We start from the raw sequence: 20388 nt of genomic DNA, 5'->3' as shown, positions 1-20388 counted from the left end.
AAGATTTGTTTAAACAGACTTGGTGTTGCTGCGAGATTGACTAATAAGCCAGACAAGTCCAAGACCAATCAGTGCAACAGGGATCAGCGATCCATAGTTCATCCAATCCCAGCCCTTGGTCGTGAGCAGGGCGCCCGAGCTAATTGATGTCACCGCCATGACGGCGAAGACACAAAAATTGATCGCACCTTGAGCTTTGTCTTTTTCTTCTGGTTTGTAGGCATTGAGTACAAGTGTCGTGCTGCCAATGAAGAGGAAGTTCCAACCAACCCCCAACATGAAGAGAGCAGCTAAAAAGTGATGTAACTCGACCCCACTGAGGGCAATAGCAATGCAGAGGAGGTTGAGCCCTAAGCCGACGGTCATGATTTTGATTGCCCCGAATTTTTTGATCAATGATCCTGTAAAAAATCCTGGTGCAAACATACCAATGACATGCCACTGCAAGACCAGCGCTGCATCTGAAAACGGAAAGCCACAAACATCCATCGCTAGTGGGGTAGCCGCCATCAATAGATTCATGATCCCGTAACCCATGGATGCACCGAGTGCGCTGACGATAAATAATGGTTGTCTGATTATCTCAGCAAGCGGTCGACCACTCTTCTTAGGTGCTTCTGTTCTTGAGTCGTCCGGGAAGTGAATCTGATGCATCAGCAAATAAGCCACCACGCCGATTACTGATAGCGCTAAGTAGGGGCCCATAAAGGGCACGCTTAGTGCGTCCTTTGTGAGGATGGTCATGCCTGGGCCGAACACACCCCCTATCAAGCCGCCCGCTAATACCCATGAAACCGCTTTTTCTCGCATGCTGGGATGAGTCAGCTCAGGCGCCGCGAAGCGATAAATTTGACCGTTTGCGTTGTAATAGCCGGCAACAACAGTGCCTGTAATCAGGAGTGCAAAGCTGTGCAAACTAACGGCTAAAGCACACAATAAAGCAGACAAGACAGCAACAATAATCCCGAATTGAAATGATTTTTTTCGCCCGTATCGACGTTGAGTTTTGGCCACGAGACTGGTGGACAGCGCGCCACCCACGACATAGCCCATCAGCGGCAGCGTGGCCAGCCAGGGAATAGGGGTCAGCGAGAAGCCAACCAGGCCGTTAATAGCGGCGAAGGTCACGTTGTTCGTTAGAAATAATCCTTGACAGATGATCATCATCACGAGGTTTTTATTGAACAGCTTAGGTTTTGTCGTCATGAACAAGCCATTTTTTTTAATTTTTTGAGGTAAATCGAGTCGATATTACCTGCTTGTCGCACTAACGGGTAAGGTCAGCCTTGATTTATGATGGACGAAATAAAAAAATGCTTCATCGCTCAAAGGGAGACGTCATGTTTAGATTAGAGGGCAAAGTGGCCTTGGTCACTGGTTGCGGTACCCGCGGTGAAGGCTGGGGCAACGGCAAAGCGATTACCGTTTTGCTGGCTCGACAAGGTGCCTCGATCTTTGGTGTGGACCGAGACTTGGGTGCAGCCGAAGTCACCAAGCAGCTCATCGACAACGAAGGTGGTAGAGCAGTAGTCATGACGGCAGACGTAACCAGCGCAGACGACGTCAATAAGATGGTGCAAGCGTGTTTAGATCAGTACGGTCGTATCGATATTCTGGTCAACAACGTGGGTCAGTCAGAACCGGGTGGTCCTGTTGAAATGAGCGAAGCAACCTGGGATGGGCAAATGGATTTAAACGTCAAAACTGCTTTTCTGACGATGAAGTCGGTCTTGCCGATCATGGAAAAACAAGGAAGCGGCTCCGTCATTAGCATCTCTTCCGTGGCTGGATTGCGATACGTTGGCAAACCTCAGGTAGCCTACGCAGCAGCCAAAGCGGCTTTGATGCAGCTCACCAAGACCACAGCTGTTTTATATGCCAACAAGGGGATACGGTTGAACTGCGTCGTCCCCGGTCTGGTTTTTACCCCTTTGGTTAAGCGTCTCGCTGATAAGTACGCGGGTGGGCAGTTTGAGGCTTTCGTCGAGCATCGTCATAATCAAGTGCCCGCAGGTCACATGGGGGACGCCTGGGACGTGGCTAACGCGGTCCTGTTCTTGGCGAGCGACGAGAGCCGCTACGTGACTGCTCAGGATATCGTGGTCGATGGCGGTTTAATTGCCGCCACCAAATGATTTGAACGAGCGATGCAGACCCCTAATCGGGCCTTAATCTGCGGTAGCGCCAGAGTCTTTCACTACCTTTGCCCACTTCTTCGTTTCGTCGGCAATTGTTTTACCAAAGTCTTCTGGCGTGCCAGGGATGGGGAGGCCGCCTAGTTCAAACAGGCGCTCTTTCATCTTGGGCTCGGCCAGTGCTTTGTTAACCTCTGCATTGATCCGATCAATCGCTTCACGCGGTGATCCTTTCGGCATGCCAAGGCCAAACCAAGCAGTGGCTTCATAGCCAGTGATTGTCTCGCCAATTGAGGGCACAGCGGGCATTGATGGTTCGCGTTGAGCAGAGGTCATGCCAATTGCTTTCAAACGTCCACTATTAATATGCGGAGCGGACGAAGGTAAATTGTCAAATATGACTTGGACTTGGCCGGCGATCAGATCGGTGAGTGCTGGACCTGCGCCCTTGTATGGCACGTGTGTCATCTCACAGCCAGACATCGATTTGAAAAGCTCGCCCGACAAGTGAACCGACGTGCCGCTCCCCGATGAGGCCATATTGATCTTACCCGGATTGGCTTTGCAATATGCAATGAACTCGGCCACATTGTTGACCGGCAGGTTAACTGTCGTGATTGCCATTACGTTAGGCGTGCGAACAATGCCAGCGACGCCCACGATATCTTTGACGAAATTGAAATGCAGTTTGGGGTAGAGCGTCGTGTTAATGCCATTAGCAGGATTAACCAGTAGCATGGTGTAGCCATCTGCCGGAGAATTGACCACATACTCCGTGCCAATATTGTTGCCGCCACCAGGTTTGTTTTCGACAATCACCTGCTGACCGAGTTTTTCAGACAAGTTCGCCGCAATGAGACGGGCTAACACATCAGTCGTTCCGCCTGGCGGATACGCCACCACCAATTTTATTGGACGGGAGGGATACGCGTCTGAACTAGCCGAAATGGCGTTGGTTGCCAGAAAAGCCGTCAAGATCAGGGTTGCGGAGCAAATAAGGCTTTTTATCATTATCATCCTCTACACTACTTGTTCGTCAATTATTCAACTATCTTACTTCCAAACTCACGAGCAAATTGAGCGGGCTAAGCTTTGGCTACTATTAAAAAACATAATCACTTTAGCTGATAGCTGCGACAGCATTCAACGAGTAGTATCATTACTCAAGTGCCAGAATCAATAGATGTAATGGAAATCTCGCAAATTCAGGTGATGTACCTTGATCAGGAAGATAGGATGCTGATGCGCATGAATTTGGGCGCAGATAAGCATTTGAGCCTTGTTTTAACACGGCGCGTTTGTCGCTTCGTGCTTGAACATCTCTCTCTTTTTCTGAAGATTGAGGGCCCGATTGGCCGAATCCCGCCTCCCGAATCCGCAAATGATCATATCGTCAATACGAGCAATCAATCGTCCGTCGAGATGGGTGACACATCAGTTGAACAAGGCGATGGGGTCAAAATCTCGGTTAATCCTCCGCCACCGCCAAAGTTATCATCGGTCGCTACTCAGGGTATGCCCTTCCAAGAGCGGTCACAAGACGGTAATTTGCTAGGGGTGGATGTTCCCCCAGTGCTTGTTAACGAGGCTTCTTGTGAGCACTCCCTGGAAACAATTACTTTGACTTTCTTACCGACCGGGCGTGAATCGTTCAATGTGACGCTCGCTCGGGATCTCGGTTTGGGGTTGCACTCCCTTCTTAACGCAGTGGCGGGGCATGCCCAGTGGTTCATTACCATCACTGTTTCGGTCAATCCGGTGGAGGCCCCCTCTGGGGATGACTTCCCGACGACCCATGAATCCAGCAGCACCTACCACTGATCAAAATCTACTGTGGAAGTCGTTCTCGGGTTTACCCGGATTCGGGATTAATTCGTGACATGTTTGTGACACAATTGAAGTAAATATGTCACATACCAACGGTAAAGTCACTTCTTTACATTGCCTTCATTGGGGACACCATGAAACTGAATATTTCTCGCTTCGCTGCAAGTGCCTGCCTTACTGTCGCAGCTGTCGCCGCACCAACAACTTCGCAGGCCGCTACCGAAATCATCTGGTGGCATGCCATGTCGGGAGCGCTTGAAGGCTGGGTTAACGATCTCGCCAAAAACTTCAATGAAAGCCAAACTGAGTATAAAGTCGTGCCAGTGCTTAAAGGCAGCTACGACGAAGCCATGACAGCGGCGGCCGCGGCGTTTCGTGCGGGCAACCAGCCTGACATTTTGCAGGTGTTTGAAGTCGGCACAGCCACGATGATGGCAAGTAAAAACACCATCATGCCCGTGACGGAAGTCATGAAAAAGGCTGGTATTACGTTCAAGCCCACCGACTATGTGCCTGCAGTGATTGGCTATTACACGGCACCTAACGGCGAAGTATTGAGCTTTCCTTTTAACAGCTCAACAACTGTGCTGTATTACAACAAAGATGCTTTCAAAGCGTCAGGACTGGATCCCGAGAAGCCCCCCGTTACCTGGGCAGACATGGAAAACGTGATGACCAAGCTCAAGGCGTCAGGTAGCACATGCCCTTACACGACGAGTTGGATGAGCTGGGTGCAGCTTGAAAGTTTCAGTGCCTGGCATGACACTGAATTCGCCACCTTGGGTAACGGTATGAAAGGGCTCAATACTCGCCTGGCTTTCAATGCCCCGCTGCAACAGCGCCACATTGGTAATCTCGAAAAGTGGTCGAAAGAAGGTCTGTTCAAATATAACGGTCGCGCGAGTGCTGCGACCAATAGCTTTGTGTCAGGCGACTGCGCCATGATCACAGGGTCATCAGCGACGTATGCCGATGTCAAGCGCAGCGGCAAATTTGCCTTTGGTATTTCCACATTGCCTTACTACCAAGACGTCAAAGGCGCCCCGCAAAATACTGTGATTGGCGGTGCGAGCTTATGGACAATGGCCGGCAAGCCAGCCGATCATTACAAAGGCGTTGCCCAGTTCTTCGCTTATTTGTCAAAGCCAGAAGTTGCTGCTGCAAGCCACCAGCGTACCGGTTATCTGCCCGTCACGATTGCTGCTTATGAGCTGACTGACAAGTCTGGCTTTTACAAGGAAAACCCAGGTACTGACGTTGCGGTCACTCAAATGATTCGCAAGACTACCGACAAGTCGCGCGGGATCCGTTTGGGTAACTTTGTTCAGATTAGAACCATTATCGACGAAGAGCTCGAGCAGGTCTGGTCAGGCAAGAAGAGCAGCAAAGAAGCACTCGACACCGCGGTGAAGCGCGGTAATGAGCAGTTGGAGCGTTTCGAAAAAGCCAATAGCAAATAATTAAGTCAATGGAAAAAAAAGTCCGGTTTAAATCACGATGGTTACCGTGGGTGCTGATTGCGCCGCAAATGATCGTGATACTGATCTTTTTTTTCTGGCCGGCGGCTCAGGCGCTTTATCAAAGCGTCTTGTCGCAGGATGCCTTCGGGACCTCAGTGGAGTTTGTCGGTGCTGAGAATTTCGAACGGCTTTTTAGTGATTCGACCTATCTCGAATCGTTTTACACCACTGCGATATTCGCCATTCTGGTTGCGTCGATTGGTTTGTCACTTGCCTTGCTTCTGGCGGTAATGGCCAACAGCATTGTTGTCGGGACCGGTTTTTATCGTACGCTACTGATTGGCCCCTACGCGATCGCTCCAGCAGTGGCGGGGGTGCTTTGGTTGTTTATGTTCGCGTCACCCATGGGCGTTGTCGCCTTTGCACTCAAAAGCATCGGTATTAACTGGAATCAATTGCTAAACACGGGCAACGCCATGACGCTGATCGTTATCGCGGCAGTCTGGAAGCAGATTTCCTACAATTTTTTGTTTTTTCTTGCGGGATTGCAATCCATCCCCAAGTCTTTAATCGAAGCTGCGGCCATTGATGGTGCGTCACCCTGGCGTAGGTTCTGGACGATCGCGTTCCCACTGTTATCGCCAACTACGTTTTTTTTGTTGGTCATTAATGTTGTTTATGCTTTCTTTGAGACCTTCTCTATTATTGATGCGACGACCCACGGTGGTCCGGGTACCGCTACTTCCACCCTCGTTTATCGGGTGTACTACGATGGTTTCAAAGCGATGGATATGGGCGGATCCGCTGCGCAGTCTGTGATTCTAATGATCCTGGTTATCGTGCTGACAGTGGTTCAGTTTCGCTTCGTTGAGCGTCAAGTCCAATATTCGTGAGCACACTGAATGGTTGAGCGCAAATCCGGTTTAACTTGGCTATCGCACCTCGTGCTGCTCCTGGGCGTGTTGACGGTCGCCTTACCGCTCTATATCACGGTGATCGCTTCAACACAGTCAGCCGAAGAAATCGCCCGCGCATCACCGATTTCGTTGATGCCTAGTAGTCATTTTATGGACACTTATCGACTGGCATTGTTTGGGGGGCCATCGTTTCAGGGCGGTGTGATCGTACCCGCCTGGCCGATGATGAAAGTCAGCTTGATCAGTGCGCTCATTATTTCGATTGGGAAGATCGCCATCTCGCTTTTATCGGCTTTTGCAATTGTTTATTTCAGGTTTCCGCTGCGTGGCCTGGTTTTTTGGATGGTCTTTGTGACCTTGATGTTGCCGGTAGAAGTAAGGATAGGTCCCACTTATGATGTGGTCGCAACACTGGGCCTTCTTAATAGCTACGCAGGGCTAACGATCCCTTTGATCGCCTCGGCTACGGCAACGTTTTTGTTTCGACAGTTTTTTCTTACCGTGCCCGACGAGCTCACCGAAGCTGCAAGAATGGATGGTGCGGGGCCGATGCGGTTTTTTTGGGATGTGTTGCTTCCGCTGTCAAAAACAAGTATCGCCGCACTTTTTGTGATTCAGTTTATCTATGGCTGGAATCAGTATTTATGGCCCTTGCTAGTGACGACGAGTGAGGACATGTATCCTGTGGTAATGGGCATTCGTCGTTTGATTTCGACAGAATCCACTCCCGACTGGAATATCGTCATGGCTAACGTCGTGTTGGCAATGATCCCACCCATGATCATCATTATGTTGATGCAAAAATGGTTCGTTAAGGGCCTGGTCGACTCAGAGAAATAATCCTATGGCATCCATCACCTTTACGCACGTTAAAAAGCAGTACGGTAATGCCCGGGCCGGTGTTCAGGTCATTCATGATTTGACTGCTCAAGTTGAAGATGGTGAATTTGTTGTGATCGTCGGTCCCTCAGGTTGTGGTAAGTCGACTTTATTGAGGATGGTGGCGGGTCTGGAAGAGATTTCTGATGGGACGATTGCGATCGGCGACAAAATCGTTAATGGGCTTGAGCCGGCTGAGCGGGATATTGCCATGGTGTTTCAAAACTACGCGCTCTATCCGCATATGTCTGTGTTTGACAACATGGCCTATGGATTAAAAATCGCAAAAATGCCAGAAACTGAAATCCGCGCCCGTGTTGATAAAGTAGCAGCTATTCTCGAGCTAGCCCCTTACTTGGATCGTAAGCCTCGCGCCCTGTCGGGAGGACAACGTCAACGAGTTGCAATGGGGCGTGCCATTGTCCGACAGCCAAAGGTATTTCTCTTTGATGAGCCTTTGTCCAATCTCGATGCGAAGCTCAGGGCACACACACGGCTAGAAATTCAAAAGCTGCATCGCGACTTGGGGATTACCTCTTTATTCGTTACGCATGATCAAGTCGAAGCGATGACGCTCGCACAAAGGATGATTGTGCTCAACGCTGGTGTCGTTGAGCAGTTTGGCACACCTAAAGAGGTCTACCAGAGGCCAGCGTCTGTTTTCGTGGCAAGTTTCATGGGGTCTCCGCCAATGAACTTGCTTAAGAACATTGCAGGCGTGCCGTCGGGACAAGTTTTAGGGATTCGGCCTGAACACTTGGACATCGACGTTGATGGCTGGTCCGTCAGCGTCGAAGCGGTTGAAATGCTTGGGGCTGAGCGCTTGATTTATTGCTCCTTGGGCGCGAATCAACTTATTTTGCGTTCCTATGACGATCACCTGAACCCAGCGCTTGGATCGACCCTCAAAGTCAAACCACGCGAGGGTTATAGCCATCATTTCGGGGCAGTAACTGGCAAACGGATTGAGTGATTGCTTAGCGGTCATCCTTGGCCCGGGGCTGACGAAACCGGTTATATCCCCACAGATACTGGTCAGGCATTTGACGGATCATGGCCTCCATTTCGGCATTCATTTGTGTCGCGGCCTCGACTGGATCGCTCGAAAGTGGCTCGTCCATGCGTTTGTGCAGAATCGTGAAGCCGCAGCCTTTTGTATGACGTTTGGCCCCAAGAATAAAAATGGTTGCTCCTGTCAGACTTTGCAGACGCTCGACTAAGGTCATCGTATAGGCCGGTCGACCAAAGAAGGGTGCCCAAACGCCTTCGCCTAGAACGGGTACTTGGTCGGGCAGGATACCCACGGTATTGCCCCGCTTGAGCGTCTTCACCAAGGTTCTCACACCAGATTGATTGGCCGGCGCCATCGTCAGTTTCTCGCGGCTGCGCATCTTCACTATCCAGGCTTGCAGCCACGGTAATCGTGGCGGCCGAAATAGCACGGTAGATTGAAATCGACTGCTGTAGACTGGACCGAGTAGCTCAAAGCAGCCCGCATGCGGCGATAACAGAATCACCCCTTTGCCAAGCGCCAAGGCCTCTTGGAATTGAGTCCAGTTGTCACAATCGACATAACGGTTAACTGACTGTTCGTCACGTCTTACCCACCAATAAGGCATTTCAAAAAACAACTGTCCAACAGGAATGATGGCTTTGCGGATCGACGCTCTGGTGGTCCCAGGGATAGCGCGGGACAAGTTCTCTGCCGCCCGTGTTTTATAGCTGCCGGGCAAGCACCAAAGCAACCAGCCAACAAAGCGGCCAATTTGCTGCGCAATCGGCAACGGTAAAGCGGCGACCGTCCGAAAAACCGCAGTTGCAAAAATAGGGCCCAATTTTTCTATCATCAATGCCTGATCCTTCTGCTTTTTTCAGCGCTACTTGCTGTTACGGTAGCATGCGTTGAGTATCTCTATCGCGTTTGCGTTAAGCTTTGAGCATTATAAGAATTCGATTATTAAACCTTTAAAGGACTTGTCATGCTAATCCGTCGCCGTTTTTTCGCTGCCTGTGTGCTTTTGACTAGCTCGTTACTGGGGTCGTTGGCTTATGCCGACAACGCCACGCTTCGTGTGGTCACTGATGCCACTTTCCCTCCGATGGAGTTCGTCAAAGACGGGCAGCGCACTGGATTCGACATCGATCTAGTTGAAGCACTTGGTCGGGCGATGGGTCGGAAAATAGAATGGATTGATATCGATTTCAAAGGTTTGATTCCTGCGTTGCAATCAGGTCGAGCAGATATGGCTGTATCCGCGATTTATATTACTGATGAGAGGCGCAAGGTTGTCGACTTCAGTGATGCTTACTACGCGGGTGGCTTGGTGGTACTCACAAAAAAAGACGGTGCAATCAAGACACTTAAAGATATGGATGGCAAGAAGGTGGCCGTTCAAGTTGGCACCAAATCAGTCAATTTTTTAAAAGACAACTTCCCTAAAGTCGAACGGGTCGAAGTTGAGAAAAATCAAGAAATGTTCAATTTGGCTCAGATTGGCAGAGCCGACGCTGCGGTGACTGGCAAACCAGCGGCAAAACTGTATGCCCAGACGCACCCCGATATGATCGTGTTGCCCGAGCAAATTACAGTCGAAGATTATGGGATGGCGATTCCACAAAATCAGCCTGAAACAACCAAAGCGATTAACGCTGCGCTTGTAAAGGTCAAAGCCGAAGGTACTTACGATCAACTCGTAAAAAAATGGTTTGAATCGCAGGCAAAATAATTGAATCTTGATTTCTCACCAGTCTGGGCGGACTGGAGATCCTTACTAAACGGCGCGCTGGTTACCGTCGAAGTCACCGCAATGGCTTTGCTATTGGGCTGTTTCATTGGATTATTGGTTGGTCTCGGTCGATTGAATCGTGATCGTCGTTTGGTATACGGCTTGTGTACCGTTTACGTAACCTTTATCCGGGGTACGCCATTGCTGGTGCAATTGTTCATTTGGTTTTTTGGTTTGCCACAGTTTGGGCTGCTGTTACCAGCCATGGTCTGCGGCGTCTTAGGGCTGGGCCTGTATGCCGGCGCCTACGTGTCCGAGATCGTTCGTGGTGCCATCAGCTCCATCCATCACGGCCAGCACGAGGCCGCTATTGCGCTTGGCCTCTCTCCCTGGCAAAGCATGCGTAAAGTGATTTTGCCTCAAGCGCTCGTCAGGATGATTCCTCCTCTGGGTAACGAGTTCATCGCCTTAATAAAGAACTCTGCGCTGGTTTCGCTTCTTACCATCCACGATTTGATGCACGAAGGACAAAAAATTATCAGTGTCAGTTACCGATCACTCGAGGTTTATCTCGTCGTGGCATTGATCTATTTAGCCCTGACTTCGGCTACTGCGGCAGTTTTGGCAGCCTACGAAAAAAAACTACAAAGAACATGACGGATTTGAAAATTGATCTAAGCATCTGGTCCGGCCGTGATGACAGTGCAGAGTCTGGCGATGTCAGACGACTCTTTCAGATCGTCAAAATAGGTGCCCAAGGCCTACCAGAACGAGCCGCTGCATTGATCGGTTTCGCGTCTGATGCAGGGGTTGAGCGTAACAAGGGAAGAGTTGGTGCTGCTCAAGGGCCCTTCGCCATTAAAAAAAGAATGGCTGGTCTGCCTGCTCATCATTTCAGCGAGATTTGGGACTGCGGCGACGTAATCTGCGAGAACGGTGATCTTGAGTCGGCCCAGCTCGCCTTAGGTGTCAAAGTAGCCGGTGTCATGCGGCAAGGTGTCCACCCGGTCGTGCTCGGTGGGGGGCATGAAGTTGCCTGGGGTACCTATCTTGGTTTGAAGACTTGGCTTGTCGCACAGCAAACCGATCAGCCGAATCGTCGTTTACTGGTTTTGAACCTTGATGCGCATTTTGATTTGAGAACCAGTCGTCCGGCTAATTCGGGGACAGCGTTTGATCAGATTGCGCAAGATTGCACAAATGACCATCGACCTTTGCAATACGCCTGTTGGGGGGTATCTAAACTGGCCAATACACCTGCGTTATACGCACGCGCGGCGTCGTTGCGAACAGATGTTGTCGAAGACACCGCGCTGCAAAGTATTGGTGATGGCGCTTTGATTCAGCGTCTGGATCGCTTGCTCGCTGATGCTGATGACGTCTATTTGACGATCGATTTGGATGTTCTGCCTGCCAGTGTCGCGCCTGGCGTGTCGGCCCCCGCAGCCTACGGTGTCCCGCTGGCTGTCATTGAGGCAATTGCTCTGCATGTAAAAAATAGTGGCAAGATGCGAATTGCCGATATTGCTGAGCTCAACCCCCGTTTGGATATAGATGATCAGACAGCCAGAGTCGCGGCTCGACTGGCGTGGCTGTTAATGGATCACCGAATAAGTTCAAGCCATTAAATTTATAAATTAGTTCAGGATTTGTTTTGAAGAAACCTAACATCATTTTTATCGTTGCGGACGATCTTGGTTTTGCTGATCTGGGTTGTTATGGCGGACGTGATGCACCTTTTGGCAGAGTTTCACCTGTCCTTGATCAGCTGGCCGCACAGGGCGTCAGGTTTACCCAGGGATATTCAAATTCGCCAGTTTGTTCGCCAACCCGTTTTGCGCTGATGACTGGGCGTTACCAATATCGATTGCGTGGTGCCGCCGAAGAGCCAATCAACAGCAAAAGCAAAACGAGCAGTACCCTTGGACTACCGCCAGAGCTACCTACACTTCCATCCATGCTCAAGAAAGCAGGCTACCGGACCGCTTTGATCGGTAAGTGGCATTTGGGTTATCCACCATATTTCGGCCCCTTGAAGTCTGGTTATGAGGAGTTCTATGGCCCGATGGCTGGTGGGGTTGATTACTTTACCCACTGCAGCAATGCCGGTGACTATGACCTGTATGAAGGCGAAGAAGCCAAACAAGATCACGGTTACCTGACTGATCTGTTATCCAGACGGGCTACCGACTACGTCAATCGAATGAGCGCACCAGCACATTCAGATAAGCCATTCTTTCTGAGCCTGCACTACACCGCACCCCATTGGCCATGGGAGACACGCGATGACGCAGCAATCGCTCCGGCGCTTGCTCGGAATCTCGGGCATTTGCACGGTGGCAACATTCATGTCTACCAGCGCATGATCCATCATATGGATGAGGGTATTGGTTGGGTTGTTGATGCCTTGCGCCAGAACGGTCAGCTGGACAACACACTGCTCGTATTTACTTCTGACAATGGCGGCGAACGTTTCAGCGATAGTTGGCCTCTTGTTGGCGGGAAAATGGATTTGACTGAGGGAGGTATTCGAGTACCGTGGATTGCCCATTGGCCTGCGCATATTTCTGCAGGACAAGTCTGTCTTCAACAAGCCATGACCATGGATTGGTCCGCCACCATGCTTGAACTCGGTGGTGCCGAAATCGATCCCGACTATCCGCTTGACGGTGTTTCATTAGTCAGCCTACTACGCGATGCGACACAAACTTTTGATCGACCGCTGTATTGGCGCATGAAGCACCGTGGTCAACGAGCGTTACGCAATGGTGACTGGAAATACCTTCGCGTCGATGGCATCGACTATCTGTTCAACCTTCAGAACGATGAGAGAGAAAGGGCCAATCAAGCCAGTGTCCGACCAGACCTTTTGCAAAAGATGTGCCTTGAATGGGAAACCTGGAACCTCACGATGCCCGAGGTGCCCACTGACGCCACGGTCAATCTCGTCTACTCGATTAGCGACATGCCGAGTCGTTAGGCTCAGAGATTTCCATGACCACAGCGCGCCATTCAGCGTTTGCACCTTTCGGGGTTCGAAGCTTCAGATTTCAGTGGACCGCTGATCTAGCCACCTCCTGGGCTTTCGAAATGGAGGCCCTTATCCTCGGTTGGTTTATTTTGGTCGAAACGGGTTCAGTTACGTTGCTCGCACTTTATGGCGCATTGCAATACGGTGGATCGCTGATCTCACCGCTGTTTGGTGTCGCGGGGGATCGAATCGGGCATCGTCAAGTCTTTTTTATGACCCGCTTCGTCTATGTCTTGTTGGCGGCGAGTTATTGCGCACTCGCTTTCACCGATACATTAACGCCGCTATACGCCTTAATTCTGGCTGGGATATGCGGGTTGATGCGGCCGTCAGATATGTTGTTACGCAATGCGTTAATCGCGCAAACCGTTCCTGCAGAACAACTGACCGGTGCCTTGGGTATTTCACGCTTAACCTACGACTCGGCCAAGGTGGCGGGAGCGCTCTCAGGTGTCGGCATGTTTGCTGTCTTTGGCATAGGCTGGGCTTACGTCATGGTACTGACCATGTACGCAATCAGCTGGTGTCTGACCTTTGGGATTGCCAAACAGCGCCTACCTACTACCGGGTCTAGCGTTAAGCCTCAGTCAGTCTGGGCTGAGCTATCAGAGTCCTTTGCTTATGCGTGGGCAAATCCCGTGCTTCTTGGTTGTATATTTTTTGCCTTTCTCGTTAATCTGTTCGCTTATCCATTTTTTTTGGGCTTGCTACCCTACGTCGCGAAGAATATCTATGATTTAGATCAGGCTGGATTTGGCTGGCTCACTGCATCTTTTTCTTTTGGCGGTTTGTTAGGGTCGATTATTCTCGCCCTCAACCGTTTCAATTTAGGGACCGCTAGATCGGTCATCTTTGCTAGCGCCACCTGGTTCGTCCTGATTTTTATTTACGCTAACGTCAAAGGTCTCGGCTGGGTTTATCTGTTATTGATCGGCAGTGGTTTCGTTCAAAGTATCTGTCTGATCCCCGTGGCGTCTATCATGATCCGCGAGACAGAACCCAAATTCTGGGGACGGATGATGGGTATTCGCATGCTGGCGATCTGGGGCTTGCCTGCTGGGCTGTTGCTGTCAGGCCCATTGATCAACGTCATCGGGTTTCGCGCAACAGCCATGTTGTATCCAATTGCCGGGCTTGTGCTCACCATTTTGATGGTGCGACATTGGCGAGACGCTTTATGGGCCAAAGACGCTAACGCAAATATCCATCGTTAGCGGCTTGCCACGGGTTTATTTTTTACAAGCCCCTTTGACTGCCGGCTCAATAATTGCCCACTCGATCTGAAGCTGCTCCCCCTTGCCTGTGCGAGTCCAGGGAATTTCGAATTGGCCTCGCCACGACGCCTTCTTCAACAACTCGATGACATTCGGTCTTGGCGGAGCTGAGTCTTCGCGACGATCAATGATCATCAAGGCACCGCAGTTCTGCAACATATCTCGCTTGATCCAAGGTGTTTCGCTGTAATAGCCGTCTAAAAAAATCAAGGGCTTATGTTTGGATTCAACTAGATAAGTGCCACCGAACCATTCGTCAGCGACCGCGAGCGAAACGGGTGTGTCGGGTCCCATATGCTCAGCCCACGCTTTATCCAACAAGGCGGCGTATTGTTCAGCTGGAAAATTCGCTCTCGATTGCCGTTTCATCAGATCGACAACCAAGCCACCGCTCAAGGCTTCCCCAGTTGCGAGCGCGATATCCATAGCGATACCGACGGCAAGCACGGTCTTTAGTAGTCGAACTGTGTCAACTTTTGGCAAAAATCTGACCGCCCAAACACCTGTGATAATGAAGAACGTCACTGCCCAATTTGCGTTGAGATTAACCCCTGCAATACCAAGCACGATGGTCAACAGCATTGGGCCTAAACCTAAGACATCGACAAAGCGCCATTCCGCCTGAAGAGGTTGATCGACCAAGGCGATCCTTTCAATCACGGCGTCTTTGCGAAGGTGATAGCGGATAATGCCAACTGCAATCAACAGCGGGGCAAGGCGCGCGGCTTGAGAACTCAGAAAACCGCCGAGCTTGCTCCAGTTTTCTGATACACCGCGACCACCTGCCTGGTATTCCGCATAGCGGAAAGTAGGGTAGTTCTCTCGGATTAACCAGTCAATGTGTGGCCATAATGCGATCAGGCAGCTGGCGATGGATAACAAAACCAGCGCCCAAATACGCCAGTTGCGCATCCGTGAATCTTGCAGTAACCAGATACCCATCACCGCAAACCATACAACCGCGCTGTATTTTGTTAAGAGACAAATGGCAGCTGCTATACCCATTAGTACCCATCGCCACCAGCCACCGACACGAACGGCCAGCAGCATGAGCCAGGCCATCAACGCAATCGGCATTAACTGCAGGGTGTTCTGATCAGAGATGATTCCGTGAACACTGTGATAGAAAATGATGGACGAAAGCACTACCGCCATGACGGCCCGTGCTGGGTTCATGACCATCAACGCAATGCGCCAAATAATAAGTAGCATGAGGCCAATATTGAACAATGACGAGAAATACGTGACCCAGAAGTGCTGTCCTAAAATTGACGTCCAGAAGGTGTACACCCAGGTAGAGAAGGGTGGGTGTTTGTAATATCCCCACTCAAAGGATTGAGCCCAGACGATTTCCTCCATATTGTCCCAATGTGGGGCGCGATGGGTCAAGGTCGTTAGAATCAACCAAAGCAGCACATGAAAAACCACAAAGCAACCGGTCAGCTTAGCGAGATCAGCCGGCTTGCTCAGATCAAAGTAGCCTAGCCATTTTTTTCTCGTTGTAGCTAGCGTATCGGGGGACTGGAGGGATGAATCTGTCATGCTTCGCCGGGGATCTTGAATGGATGGGATAGTTTACACAATTGAAGTTTTGCTTAATGCCTTCAACCTGTCCGAGAGGTAGAATACGCGGGTGAAGTGATAGGATGAGAACATACAGTGATTGATCAGCGAAAAGTCTCGGTCGTGATTCCTTGCTATAACGAAAGCGAAGGGATCCCCAAGCTATATGACGCGCTATGCCAAGTATTTGCACAAGTAACCGACGTGGCGTTCGAAGTCGTGTGCGTCGATGACGGTAGTCGTGATGACACACTCGATAAGTTAGTGGCTCTTGCTGCTAAAGATCATCGTTTTCATATCGTCGAGTTGTCGCGTAATTTCGGCAAAGAGGCTGCCATGACTGCGGGTATCGACGAGTCCACAGGTGACGCGGTGATTCCTTTCGATGCCGACCTGCAGGACCCGCCTGAACTCATCCCCGAGATGATCAGAGCCTGGCTCGGCGGCGCTGAAGTCGTCCTTGCATGCCGCTCCAATCGTGCTGCCGATAGTTTCATGAAGCGCACCACCGCCAATGCGTTCTATCAATTTCACAATCAGGTCTCGTCAATCAAAATCCCCAAGAACGTGGGTGATTTCAGACTGATGGATAGAATCGTCGTCGATGCCCTCAAGCAGTTACCTGAACATCATCGCTTCATGAAAGGTCTGTTTGCCTGGGTTGGCTTTAAAACGGTCACCATCGACTATGTGCGACAAGTTCGGTCGGCGGGTGAATCCAAGTTTTCTGGCTGGAAGCTCTGGAACTTTGCGGTTGAAGGTTTTACGAGCTTTAGTACTGCGCCCTTGAAGTTTTGGTCTTACGTCGGGGCATTCGGTGCGCTGGCGACGTTTATTTATGCTGCAATTATTGTTGCCCGAACCTTGATCTTTGGTGTGGATGTGCCGGGTTATGCCTCTTTGCTGGTCGCGATCTTGTTTTTCGGTAGTCTGCAACTAATCAGCGTAGGCGTACTAGGTGAATACATCGGCCGGATTTATATGGAAACCAAAAACCGGCCGATTTACCTCGTCAGAAAACGTCACCACCAATCAGCCAAGTAAGCTGATTGGCAAGCTTGGTTGACTATCCGCTTACTCAGCCGCTTCGATGATACGAAGATCACGGTCAACGGCGCCTTCACCCAAGGCCTCTAGCGCAGCCTTGTAGCCGGGGCTTGCATAGGCGGCCTCGGCGGCCGCGACACTGGGGAACTCAACCAGAACCAAGCGCTCCATTAGGCCGTTTTCTTTCACGGCTGCAGGAATCCCACGTGCGAGAAACTTACCGCCCGCCGCAGTGATCGCTGGGCCAGCCAACTTGGCATAAGCGGCCAGATTGTCAGGTTTGGAAATCGAGCGATAAACACTTGCCCAATATGCTTTCTTTGTCATGATGATATGCCTCGGTTAAGGGGTGAAAAGGTCTTTTGATTAAAGACTTGGGTAATCCGTGTAACCAACGGCGCCACCGCCGTAAAAGGTTGCACGGTTGTATGGAGTCAGTGCAGCATTCAATTCGAGACGCTTGGGTAGATCGGGATTGGATATAAACAGACGTCCAAAGGCTACTGCATCAGCCTCACCAGATTCGACTGCCTTAATTGCGCCATCGCGATCGTAGCCACCAGCGCTGATGACTTTCCCACCAAAGGCTTTAGCAAATAAACCAGCGGTATTCGGTGCATCGTCCAGGGTCTTGTCTGAGCCACCGGCCATGGTTGAACGTGGCTCGATCAAGTGCAAATAAGCTAGCTTGAGTTTAGCGAGTTCGCTCACAACATAGGTAAACAGGCCTGCGGTATCCGAATCGGACATATCGTTAAACGTTCCGTAAGGGGATAACCTTACGCCGACTCGATCGCTGCCCCAAACGGTATTGACTGCAGTCAATACCTCAAGCAGTAAGCGATTACGGTTGGCGAACGATCCGCCATAGTTGTCAGTGCGTTTGTTTGATCCATCTTGCAAGAACTGATCCAGCAAGTAACCGTTTGCACTGTGGACCTCGACACCGTCAAACCCAGCCGCTTTAGCCTGCTGAGCTGCCTGAACAAAATCCTGAATGAGCGCGGGTATTTCAGCAAGGTCCATTGCACGCGGGGTTTCAAAAGGCGCCATTGACCAGTCCGCCTTGAATACTTTGCCCGAGGGCGCGATGGCCGATGGCGCAACGGGCAGGCCTTGTTCTGGATGTAAGGATGAATCAGATATCCTGCCGACGTGCCACAGCTGAGCGATCATTTTGCCGCCTTTGGCATGAACAGCCTCAGTGATTTTTTTCCATCCTACAACTTGCGCATCGCTATAGATGCCCGGCGTAGCGGGATAGCCTTTACCCAAAGGTGAGATTTGAGTAGCTTCAGAGATTATCAGACCAGCACTGGCTCGCTGACTGTAGTATTCAATGGCCAGTTCATTTGGGACGTCGCCTGCGACTGCGCGCATGCGGGTAAGAGGGGCCATGATGACACGGTTGCTCACTTCAATTGCACCGAATTTGTCTGCGGTAAAAAGTTTCATGTTTGCGTGATGCCTTGTTACGTGATTAAACTGCTTTGGGTAGTAGCCATGACATGGCCTGGCTGTACTTGGTTTCGAATGCACTGATTTGTTCATTGAACGTGAGCGTGACGGCGATATCGTCAAGCCCCTCAAGCAGTTTCTTTTTTCTAAATGGATCGATGTCGAAGCCAACCTTGAAACTGTCAGGCCCTTCGATCTGTTGAGCGACTAAGTCAACGGTCACGTAACCTTCAGACGGATTCTTCTCAATCGCTTCTCGTAAAGTGATCAATATTGGTTCAGGCAAGACGATAGGCAAGAGCCCTTGTTTGAAACTATTGTTATAGAAAATATCGCCAAAACTACTGGCAATCACCACTTGAAAGCCATAGTCGATTAGCGCCCACACGGCATGCTCTCGCGATGAGCCGCAACCAAAGTTACGATCGGCGACAATGATGGTGGCGTCCTGATAGGGGGACTGATTTAAGATGAATCCAGGTTTGGGGCTGCCGTCTTCGTTGAGTCGAACATCGTTAAACAGCCACTTGCCATAGCCATCTGACTGAGGATGCCACAAGAATCTGGCGGGAATAATTTGATCCGTATCCACGTTAGGGGTGCCCATCGGGATGGCGATTGATCGAACGGTGATGAACTTTTTCATTGGGCATGTCCTTGGTTCAAGCTCCGCACGTCGACAAAGTGGCCGTAAATGGCCGCGGCGGCAGCCATTGCTGGGCTGACCAGATGGGTGCGTGCGCCACGTCCTTGGCGTCCGACGAAGTTGCGGTTTGAGGTAGACGCACTTCGCTCGCCTTCGTTGAGAAGATCGCCGTTCATCCCCACGCACATCGAGCAACCCGCGTAGCGCCACTCGAAACCAGCGTCCAGAAAGATTTTGTCCAGGCCCTCTGCCTCAGCTTGCGCTTTGATTAATCCCGAACCCGGGACTACCATGGCCCAGATCTTCGCCTTCTTCCCTTTTACAACCGCTGCAGCGGCTCGGATGTCTTCAATCCGACTATTGGTACAAGATCCGATAAATACTTTATCGACACGGATATCGGTGAAGGGCATGCCCGGCTTCAATCCCATATAGTCAAGTGACTGCTGCAAGGCTTCACGCTTTTCGAGATCTTTGATGTCAGCTGGATCAGGAACCACTCCGTTGATTGGACCTGCTTCTTCCGGGCTGGTCCCCCAAGTCATCATGGGGATGATCTCACTGCCGTTCAATTCTATTTCTTGGTCGAATTTGGCGCCCGCGTCTGTTGGCAACGACTTCCAGTAAACCATAGCCTCATCCCATGCTTGCCCACTTGGTGCATAAGGACGGCCCTTTATATAGGCATAAGTCTTTTCGTCAGGCGCGACCATACCTGCGCGTGCACCCGCCTCGATCGACATATTGCAAAGCGTCATGCGACCTTCCATCGACAGGCCAGTAATGGCACTACCAGCGTATTCGATGACGTGCCCAGTGCCGCCCGCAGCACCGATCTTCGCAATGATCGCAAGAATCACATCTTTCGCCGTGACGCCTGCACCCAATTGACCGGTAACAGTGATTCGCATCGACTTAGGCTTGGTTTGCCAGAGTGTTTGAGTCGCCATAACGTGCGTGACTTCTGATGCGCCGATGCCGAAGGCCAGCGCACCCAAGGCCCCATGCGTCGCGGTGTGGCTATCACCACAGACTATCACCAACCCTGGCTGAGATATGCCTTGTTCTGGTCCCACCACGTGGATGATGCCCTGACGGATATCGTCCAACGCGAACATCGTCATGCCAAACTCTTTTGCATTGGCATTCATCGAGGTGACGACGTTGCGACGACCTTCTTCTTTGATCGTCGCCATGTCACGAGTCGTTGTCGGGACGTAATGATCGGGGCTACCGAAGGTGCAGTCGGGTCTTCTCAATTTGAGTCCGCGTTCACGTAAGGTTTTGAACCCTGCATGCGATCCGTCATGCACCAAATGTCGAGCAATGTGTAACAGGGTTGATCCGTCACTTTGCTGCAAAATCGTGTGGCGATCCCAGATTTTTTCAAACAATGTTTTTGCTAAGGCCATGCCGTCACGAGCT

General features: G+C 50.8%; 20 protein-coding genes. 12 read left to right on the top strand and 8 right to left on the bottom strand.

The features are described 5' to 3' along the window. Positions 1-9: 9 nt before the first annotated feature. Positions 10-1206, bottom strand: coding sequence for an MFS transporter (locus BCM14_RS11275; protein ID WP_106228133.1), 1197 nt, complete (start codon positions 1204-1206; stop codon positions 10-12). A gap of 134 nt (positions 1207-1340) precedes the next feature. Here BCM14_RS11275 and BCM14_RS11270 point away from each other — a divergent pair, with 134 nt between their 5' ends. Beyond that, positions 1341-2135 (top strand): SDR family NAD(P)-dependent oxidoreductase, encoded by a 795-nt coding sequence (locus BCM14_RS11270; protein ID WP_106228292.1) that lies wholly within the window; start codon positions 1341-1343, stop codon positions 2133-2135. A 33-nt stretch (positions 2136-2168) separates the two neighbouring features. Here the strand turns inward: BCM14_RS11270 and BCM14_RS11265 are convergent, their stop codons facing one another. Continuing rightward, a complete protein-coding gene (locus BCM14_RS11265; protein WP_106228132.1) occupies positions 2169-3146 on the bottom strand; it encodes a Bug family tripartite tricarboxylate transporter substrate binding protein in 978 nt (325 codons plus the stop codon). A 177-nt stretch (positions 3147-3323) separates the two neighbouring features. Between BCM14_RS11265 and BCM14_RS11260 the strand changes: the two genes are divergently transcribed. From BCM14_RS11260 to ugpC, 5 genes are all read left to right on the top strand, one after another. After that, entirely contained in the window at positions 3324-3956 is a 633-nt protein-coding gene (locus tag BCM14_RS11260) for a hypothetical protein (RefSeq protein WP_106228131.1), read from the top strand. A gap of 140 nt (positions 3957-4096) precedes the next feature. After that, a complete protein-coding gene (ugpB, locus tag BCM14_RS11255) occupies positions 4097-5422 on the top strand; it encodes a sn-glycerol-3-phosphate ABC transporter substrate-binding protein UgpB (protein WP_106228130.1) in 1326 nt (441 codons plus the stop codon). Between the two features lie 8 nt (positions 5423-5430). Next, complete coding sequence (gene ugpA, locus BCM14_RS11250) at positions 5431-6315, top strand: sn-glycerol-3-phosphate ABC transporter permease UgpA (RefSeq protein WP_106228129.1); 885 nt, start codon at positions 5431-5433, stop codon at positions 6313-6315. A 9-nt stretch (positions 6316-6324) separates the two neighbouring features. After that, positions 6325-7179, top strand: coding sequence for a sn-glycerol-3-phosphate ABC transporter permease UgpE (gene ugpE / locus BCM14_RS11245; RefSeq protein ID WP_106228128.1), 855 nt, complete (start codon positions 6325-6327; stop codon positions 7177-7179). A gap of 4 nt (positions 7180-7183) precedes the next feature. Next, positions 7184-8191 (top strand): sn-glycerol-3-phosphate ABC transporter ATP-binding protein UgpC, encoded by a 1008-nt coding sequence (gene ugpC, locus BCM14_RS11240; protein ID WP_106228127.1) that lies wholly within the window; start codon positions 7184-7186, stop codon positions 8189-8191. Between the two features lie 4 nt (positions 8192-8195). On the opposite strand, the gene BCM14_RS11235 is transcribed toward ugpC, so the two are convergent. Next, positions 8196-9065 (bottom strand): lysophospholipid acyltransferase family protein, encoded by an 870-nt coding sequence (locus BCM14_RS11235; protein WP_106228126.1) that lies wholly within the window; start codon positions 9063-9065, stop codon positions 8196-8198. A gap of 132 nt (positions 9066-9197) precedes the next feature. Between BCM14_RS11235 and BCM14_RS11230 the strand changes: the two genes are divergently transcribed. The 5 genes from BCM14_RS11230 to BCM14_RS11210 are packed head-to-tail and all read left to right on the top strand — an operon-like array spanning position 9198 to position 14189. Then, positions 9198-9944: a transporter substrate-binding domain-containing protein gene (locus BCM14_RS11230; protein ID WP_106228125.1), complete on the top strand. Its 747-nt coding sequence runs from the start codon at positions 9198-9200 to the stop codon at positions 9942-9944. After that, positions 9945-10601: an amino acid ABC transporter permease gene (locus BCM14_RS11225; protein ID WP_106228124.1), complete on the top strand. Its 657-nt coding sequence runs from the start codon at positions 9945-9947 to the stop codon at positions 10599-10601. Beyond that, positions 10598-11572: a formimidoylglutamase gene (gene hutG, locus BCM14_RS11220; RefSeq protein ID WP_106228123.1), complete on the top strand. Its 975-nt coding sequence runs from the start codon at positions 10598-10600 to the stop codon at positions 11570-11572. The genes BCM14_RS11225 and hutG overlap by 4 nt, the downstream gene beginning before the upstream one ends. A gap of 26 nt (positions 11573-11598) precedes the next feature. Beyond that, positions 11599-12924: a sulfatase family protein gene (locus BCM14_RS11215; RefSeq protein WP_106228122.1), complete on the top strand. Its 1326-nt coding sequence runs from the start codon at positions 11599-11601 to the stop codon at positions 12922-12924. A 14-nt stretch (positions 12925-12938) separates the two neighbouring features. Further along, a complete protein-coding gene (locus tag BCM14_RS11210; protein ID WP_106228121.1) occupies positions 12939-14189 on the top strand; it encodes an MFS transporter in 1251 nt (416 codons plus the stop codon). A gap of 15 nt (positions 14190-14204) precedes the next feature. On the opposite strand, the gene BCM14_RS11205 is transcribed toward BCM14_RS11210, so the two are convergent. Beyond that, on the bottom strand, positions 14205-15791 hold the full coding sequence (locus tag BCM14_RS11205) for a glycosyltransferase family 39 protein (RefSeq protein ID WP_106228120.1): 1587 nt from the start codon (positions 15789-15791) through the stop codon (positions 14205-14207). A 117-nt stretch (positions 15792-15908) separates the two neighbouring features. Here BCM14_RS11205 and BCM14_RS11200 point away from each other — a divergent pair, with 117 nt between their 5' ends. Further along, the gene (locus tag BCM14_RS11200; protein ID WP_106228119.1) at positions 15909-16856 is read left to right on the top strand and encodes a glycosyltransferase family 2 protein; all 948 of its coding nucleotides are present in this window, start codon (positions 15909-15911) and stop codon (positions 16854-16856) included. Positions 16857-16886: 30 nt separating this feature from the next. On the opposite strand, the gene BCM14_RS11195 is transcribed toward BCM14_RS11200, so the two are convergent. From BCM14_RS11195 to leuC, 4 genes are read right to left on the bottom strand one after another with little or no spacing between them, the layout of a single operon-like run. After that, entirely contained in the window at positions 16887-17186 is a 300-nt protein-coding gene (locus tag BCM14_RS11195) for a DUF1330 domain-containing protein (RefSeq protein WP_106228118.1), read from the bottom strand. A 39-nt stretch (positions 17187-17225) separates the two neighbouring features. After that, positions 17226-18314 carry an alkene reductase gene (locus BCM14_RS11190; protein ID WP_106228117.1) on the bottom strand — a complete coding sequence of 363 codons (1089 nt, stop codon included), beginning with the start codon at positions 18312-18314 and terminating at the stop codon, positions 17226-17228. Positions 18315-18339: 25 nt separating this feature from the next. Continuing rightward, positions 18340-18963: a 3-isopropylmalate dehydratase small subunit gene (leuD, locus tag BCM14_RS11185; protein WP_106228116.1), complete on the bottom strand. Its 624-nt coding sequence runs from the start codon at positions 18961-18963 to the stop codon at positions 18340-18342. Continuing rightward, a complete protein-coding gene (leuC, locus tag BCM14_RS11180) occupies positions 18960-20375 on the bottom strand; it encodes a 3-isopropylmalate dehydratase large subunit (protein WP_106228291.1) in 1416 nt (471 codons plus the stop codon). The genes leuD and leuC overlap by 4 nt, the downstream gene beginning before the upstream one ends. Positions 20376-20388 lie beyond the last annotated feature (13 nt).

Source organism: Jezberella montanilacus (assembly GCF_003003055.1).
Classification (GTDB): Bacteria; Pseudomonadota; Gammaproteobacteria; order Burkholderiales; family Burkholderiaceae_B; genus Zwartia; species Zwartia montanilacus.
This window is presented reverse-complemented; position numbering and strand designations above follow the sequence as displayed.

Coding starts and splice junctions, on each gene's coding strand:
- ugpE (WP_106228128.1), top strand. CDS start 6,325: ATGGTTGAGCGCAAATCCGGTTTAACTTGGCTATCGCACCTCGTGCTG.
- BCM14_RS11195 (WP_106228118.1), bottom strand. CDS start 17,186: ATGACAAAGAAAGCATATTGGGCAAGTGTTTATCGCTCGATTTCCAAA.
- BCM14_RS11260 (WP_106228131.1), top strand. CDS start 3,324: ATGGAAATCTCGCAAATTCAGGTGATGTACCTTGATCAGGAAGATAGG.
- BCM14_RS11230 (WP_106228125.1), top strand. CDS start 9,198: ATGCTAATCCGTCGCCGTTTTTTCGCTGCCTGTGTGCTTTTGACTAGC.
- leuD (WP_106228116.1), bottom strand. CDS start 18,963: ATGAAAAAGTTCATCACCGTTCGATCAATCGCCATCCCGATGGGCACC.
- ugpB (WP_106228130.1), top strand. CDS start 4,097: ATGAAACTGAATATTTCTCGCTTCGCTGCAAGTGCCTGCCTTACTGTC.
- BCM14_RS11265 (WP_106228132.1), bottom strand. CDS start 3,146: ATGATAAAAAGCCTTATTTGCTCCGCAACCCTGATCTTGACGGCTTTT.
- leuC (WP_106228291.1), bottom strand. CDS start 20,375: ATGGCCTTAGCAAAAACATTGTTTGAAAAAATCTGGGATCGCCACACG.
- ugpA (WP_106228129.1), top strand. CDS start 5,431: ATGGAAAAAAAAGTCCGGTTTAAATCACGATGGTTACCGTGGGTGCTG.
- BCM14_RS11275 (WP_106228133.1), bottom strand. CDS start 1,206: ATGACGACAAAACCTAAGCTGTTCAATAAAAACCTCGTGATGATGATC.
- BCM14_RS11190 (WP_106228117.1), bottom strand. CDS start 18,314: ATGAAACTTTTTACCGCAGACAAATTCGGTGCAATTGAAGTGAGCAAC.
- ugpC (WP_106228127.1), top strand. CDS start 7,184: ATGGCATCCATCACCTTTACGCACGTTAAAAAGCAGTACGGTAATGCC.
- BCM14_RS11235 (WP_106228126.1), bottom strand. CDS start 9,065: ATGATAGAAAAATTGGGCCCTATTTTTGCAACTGCGGTTTTTCGGACG.
- BCM14_RS11270 (WP_106228292.1), top strand. CDS start 1,341: ATGTTTAGATTAGAGGGCAAAGTGGCCTTGGTCACTGGTTGCGGTACC.
- BCM14_RS11210 (WP_106228121.1), top strand. CDS start 12,939: ATGACCACAGCGCGCCATTCAGCGTTTGCACCTTTCGGGGTTCGAAGC.
- hutG (WP_106228123.1), top strand. CDS start 10,598: ATGACGGATTTGAAAATTGATCTAAGCATCTGGTCCGGCCGTGATGAC.
- BCM14_RS11205 (WP_106228120.1), bottom strand. CDS start 15,791: ATGACAGATTCATCCCTCCAGTCCCCCGATACGCTAGCTACAACGAGA.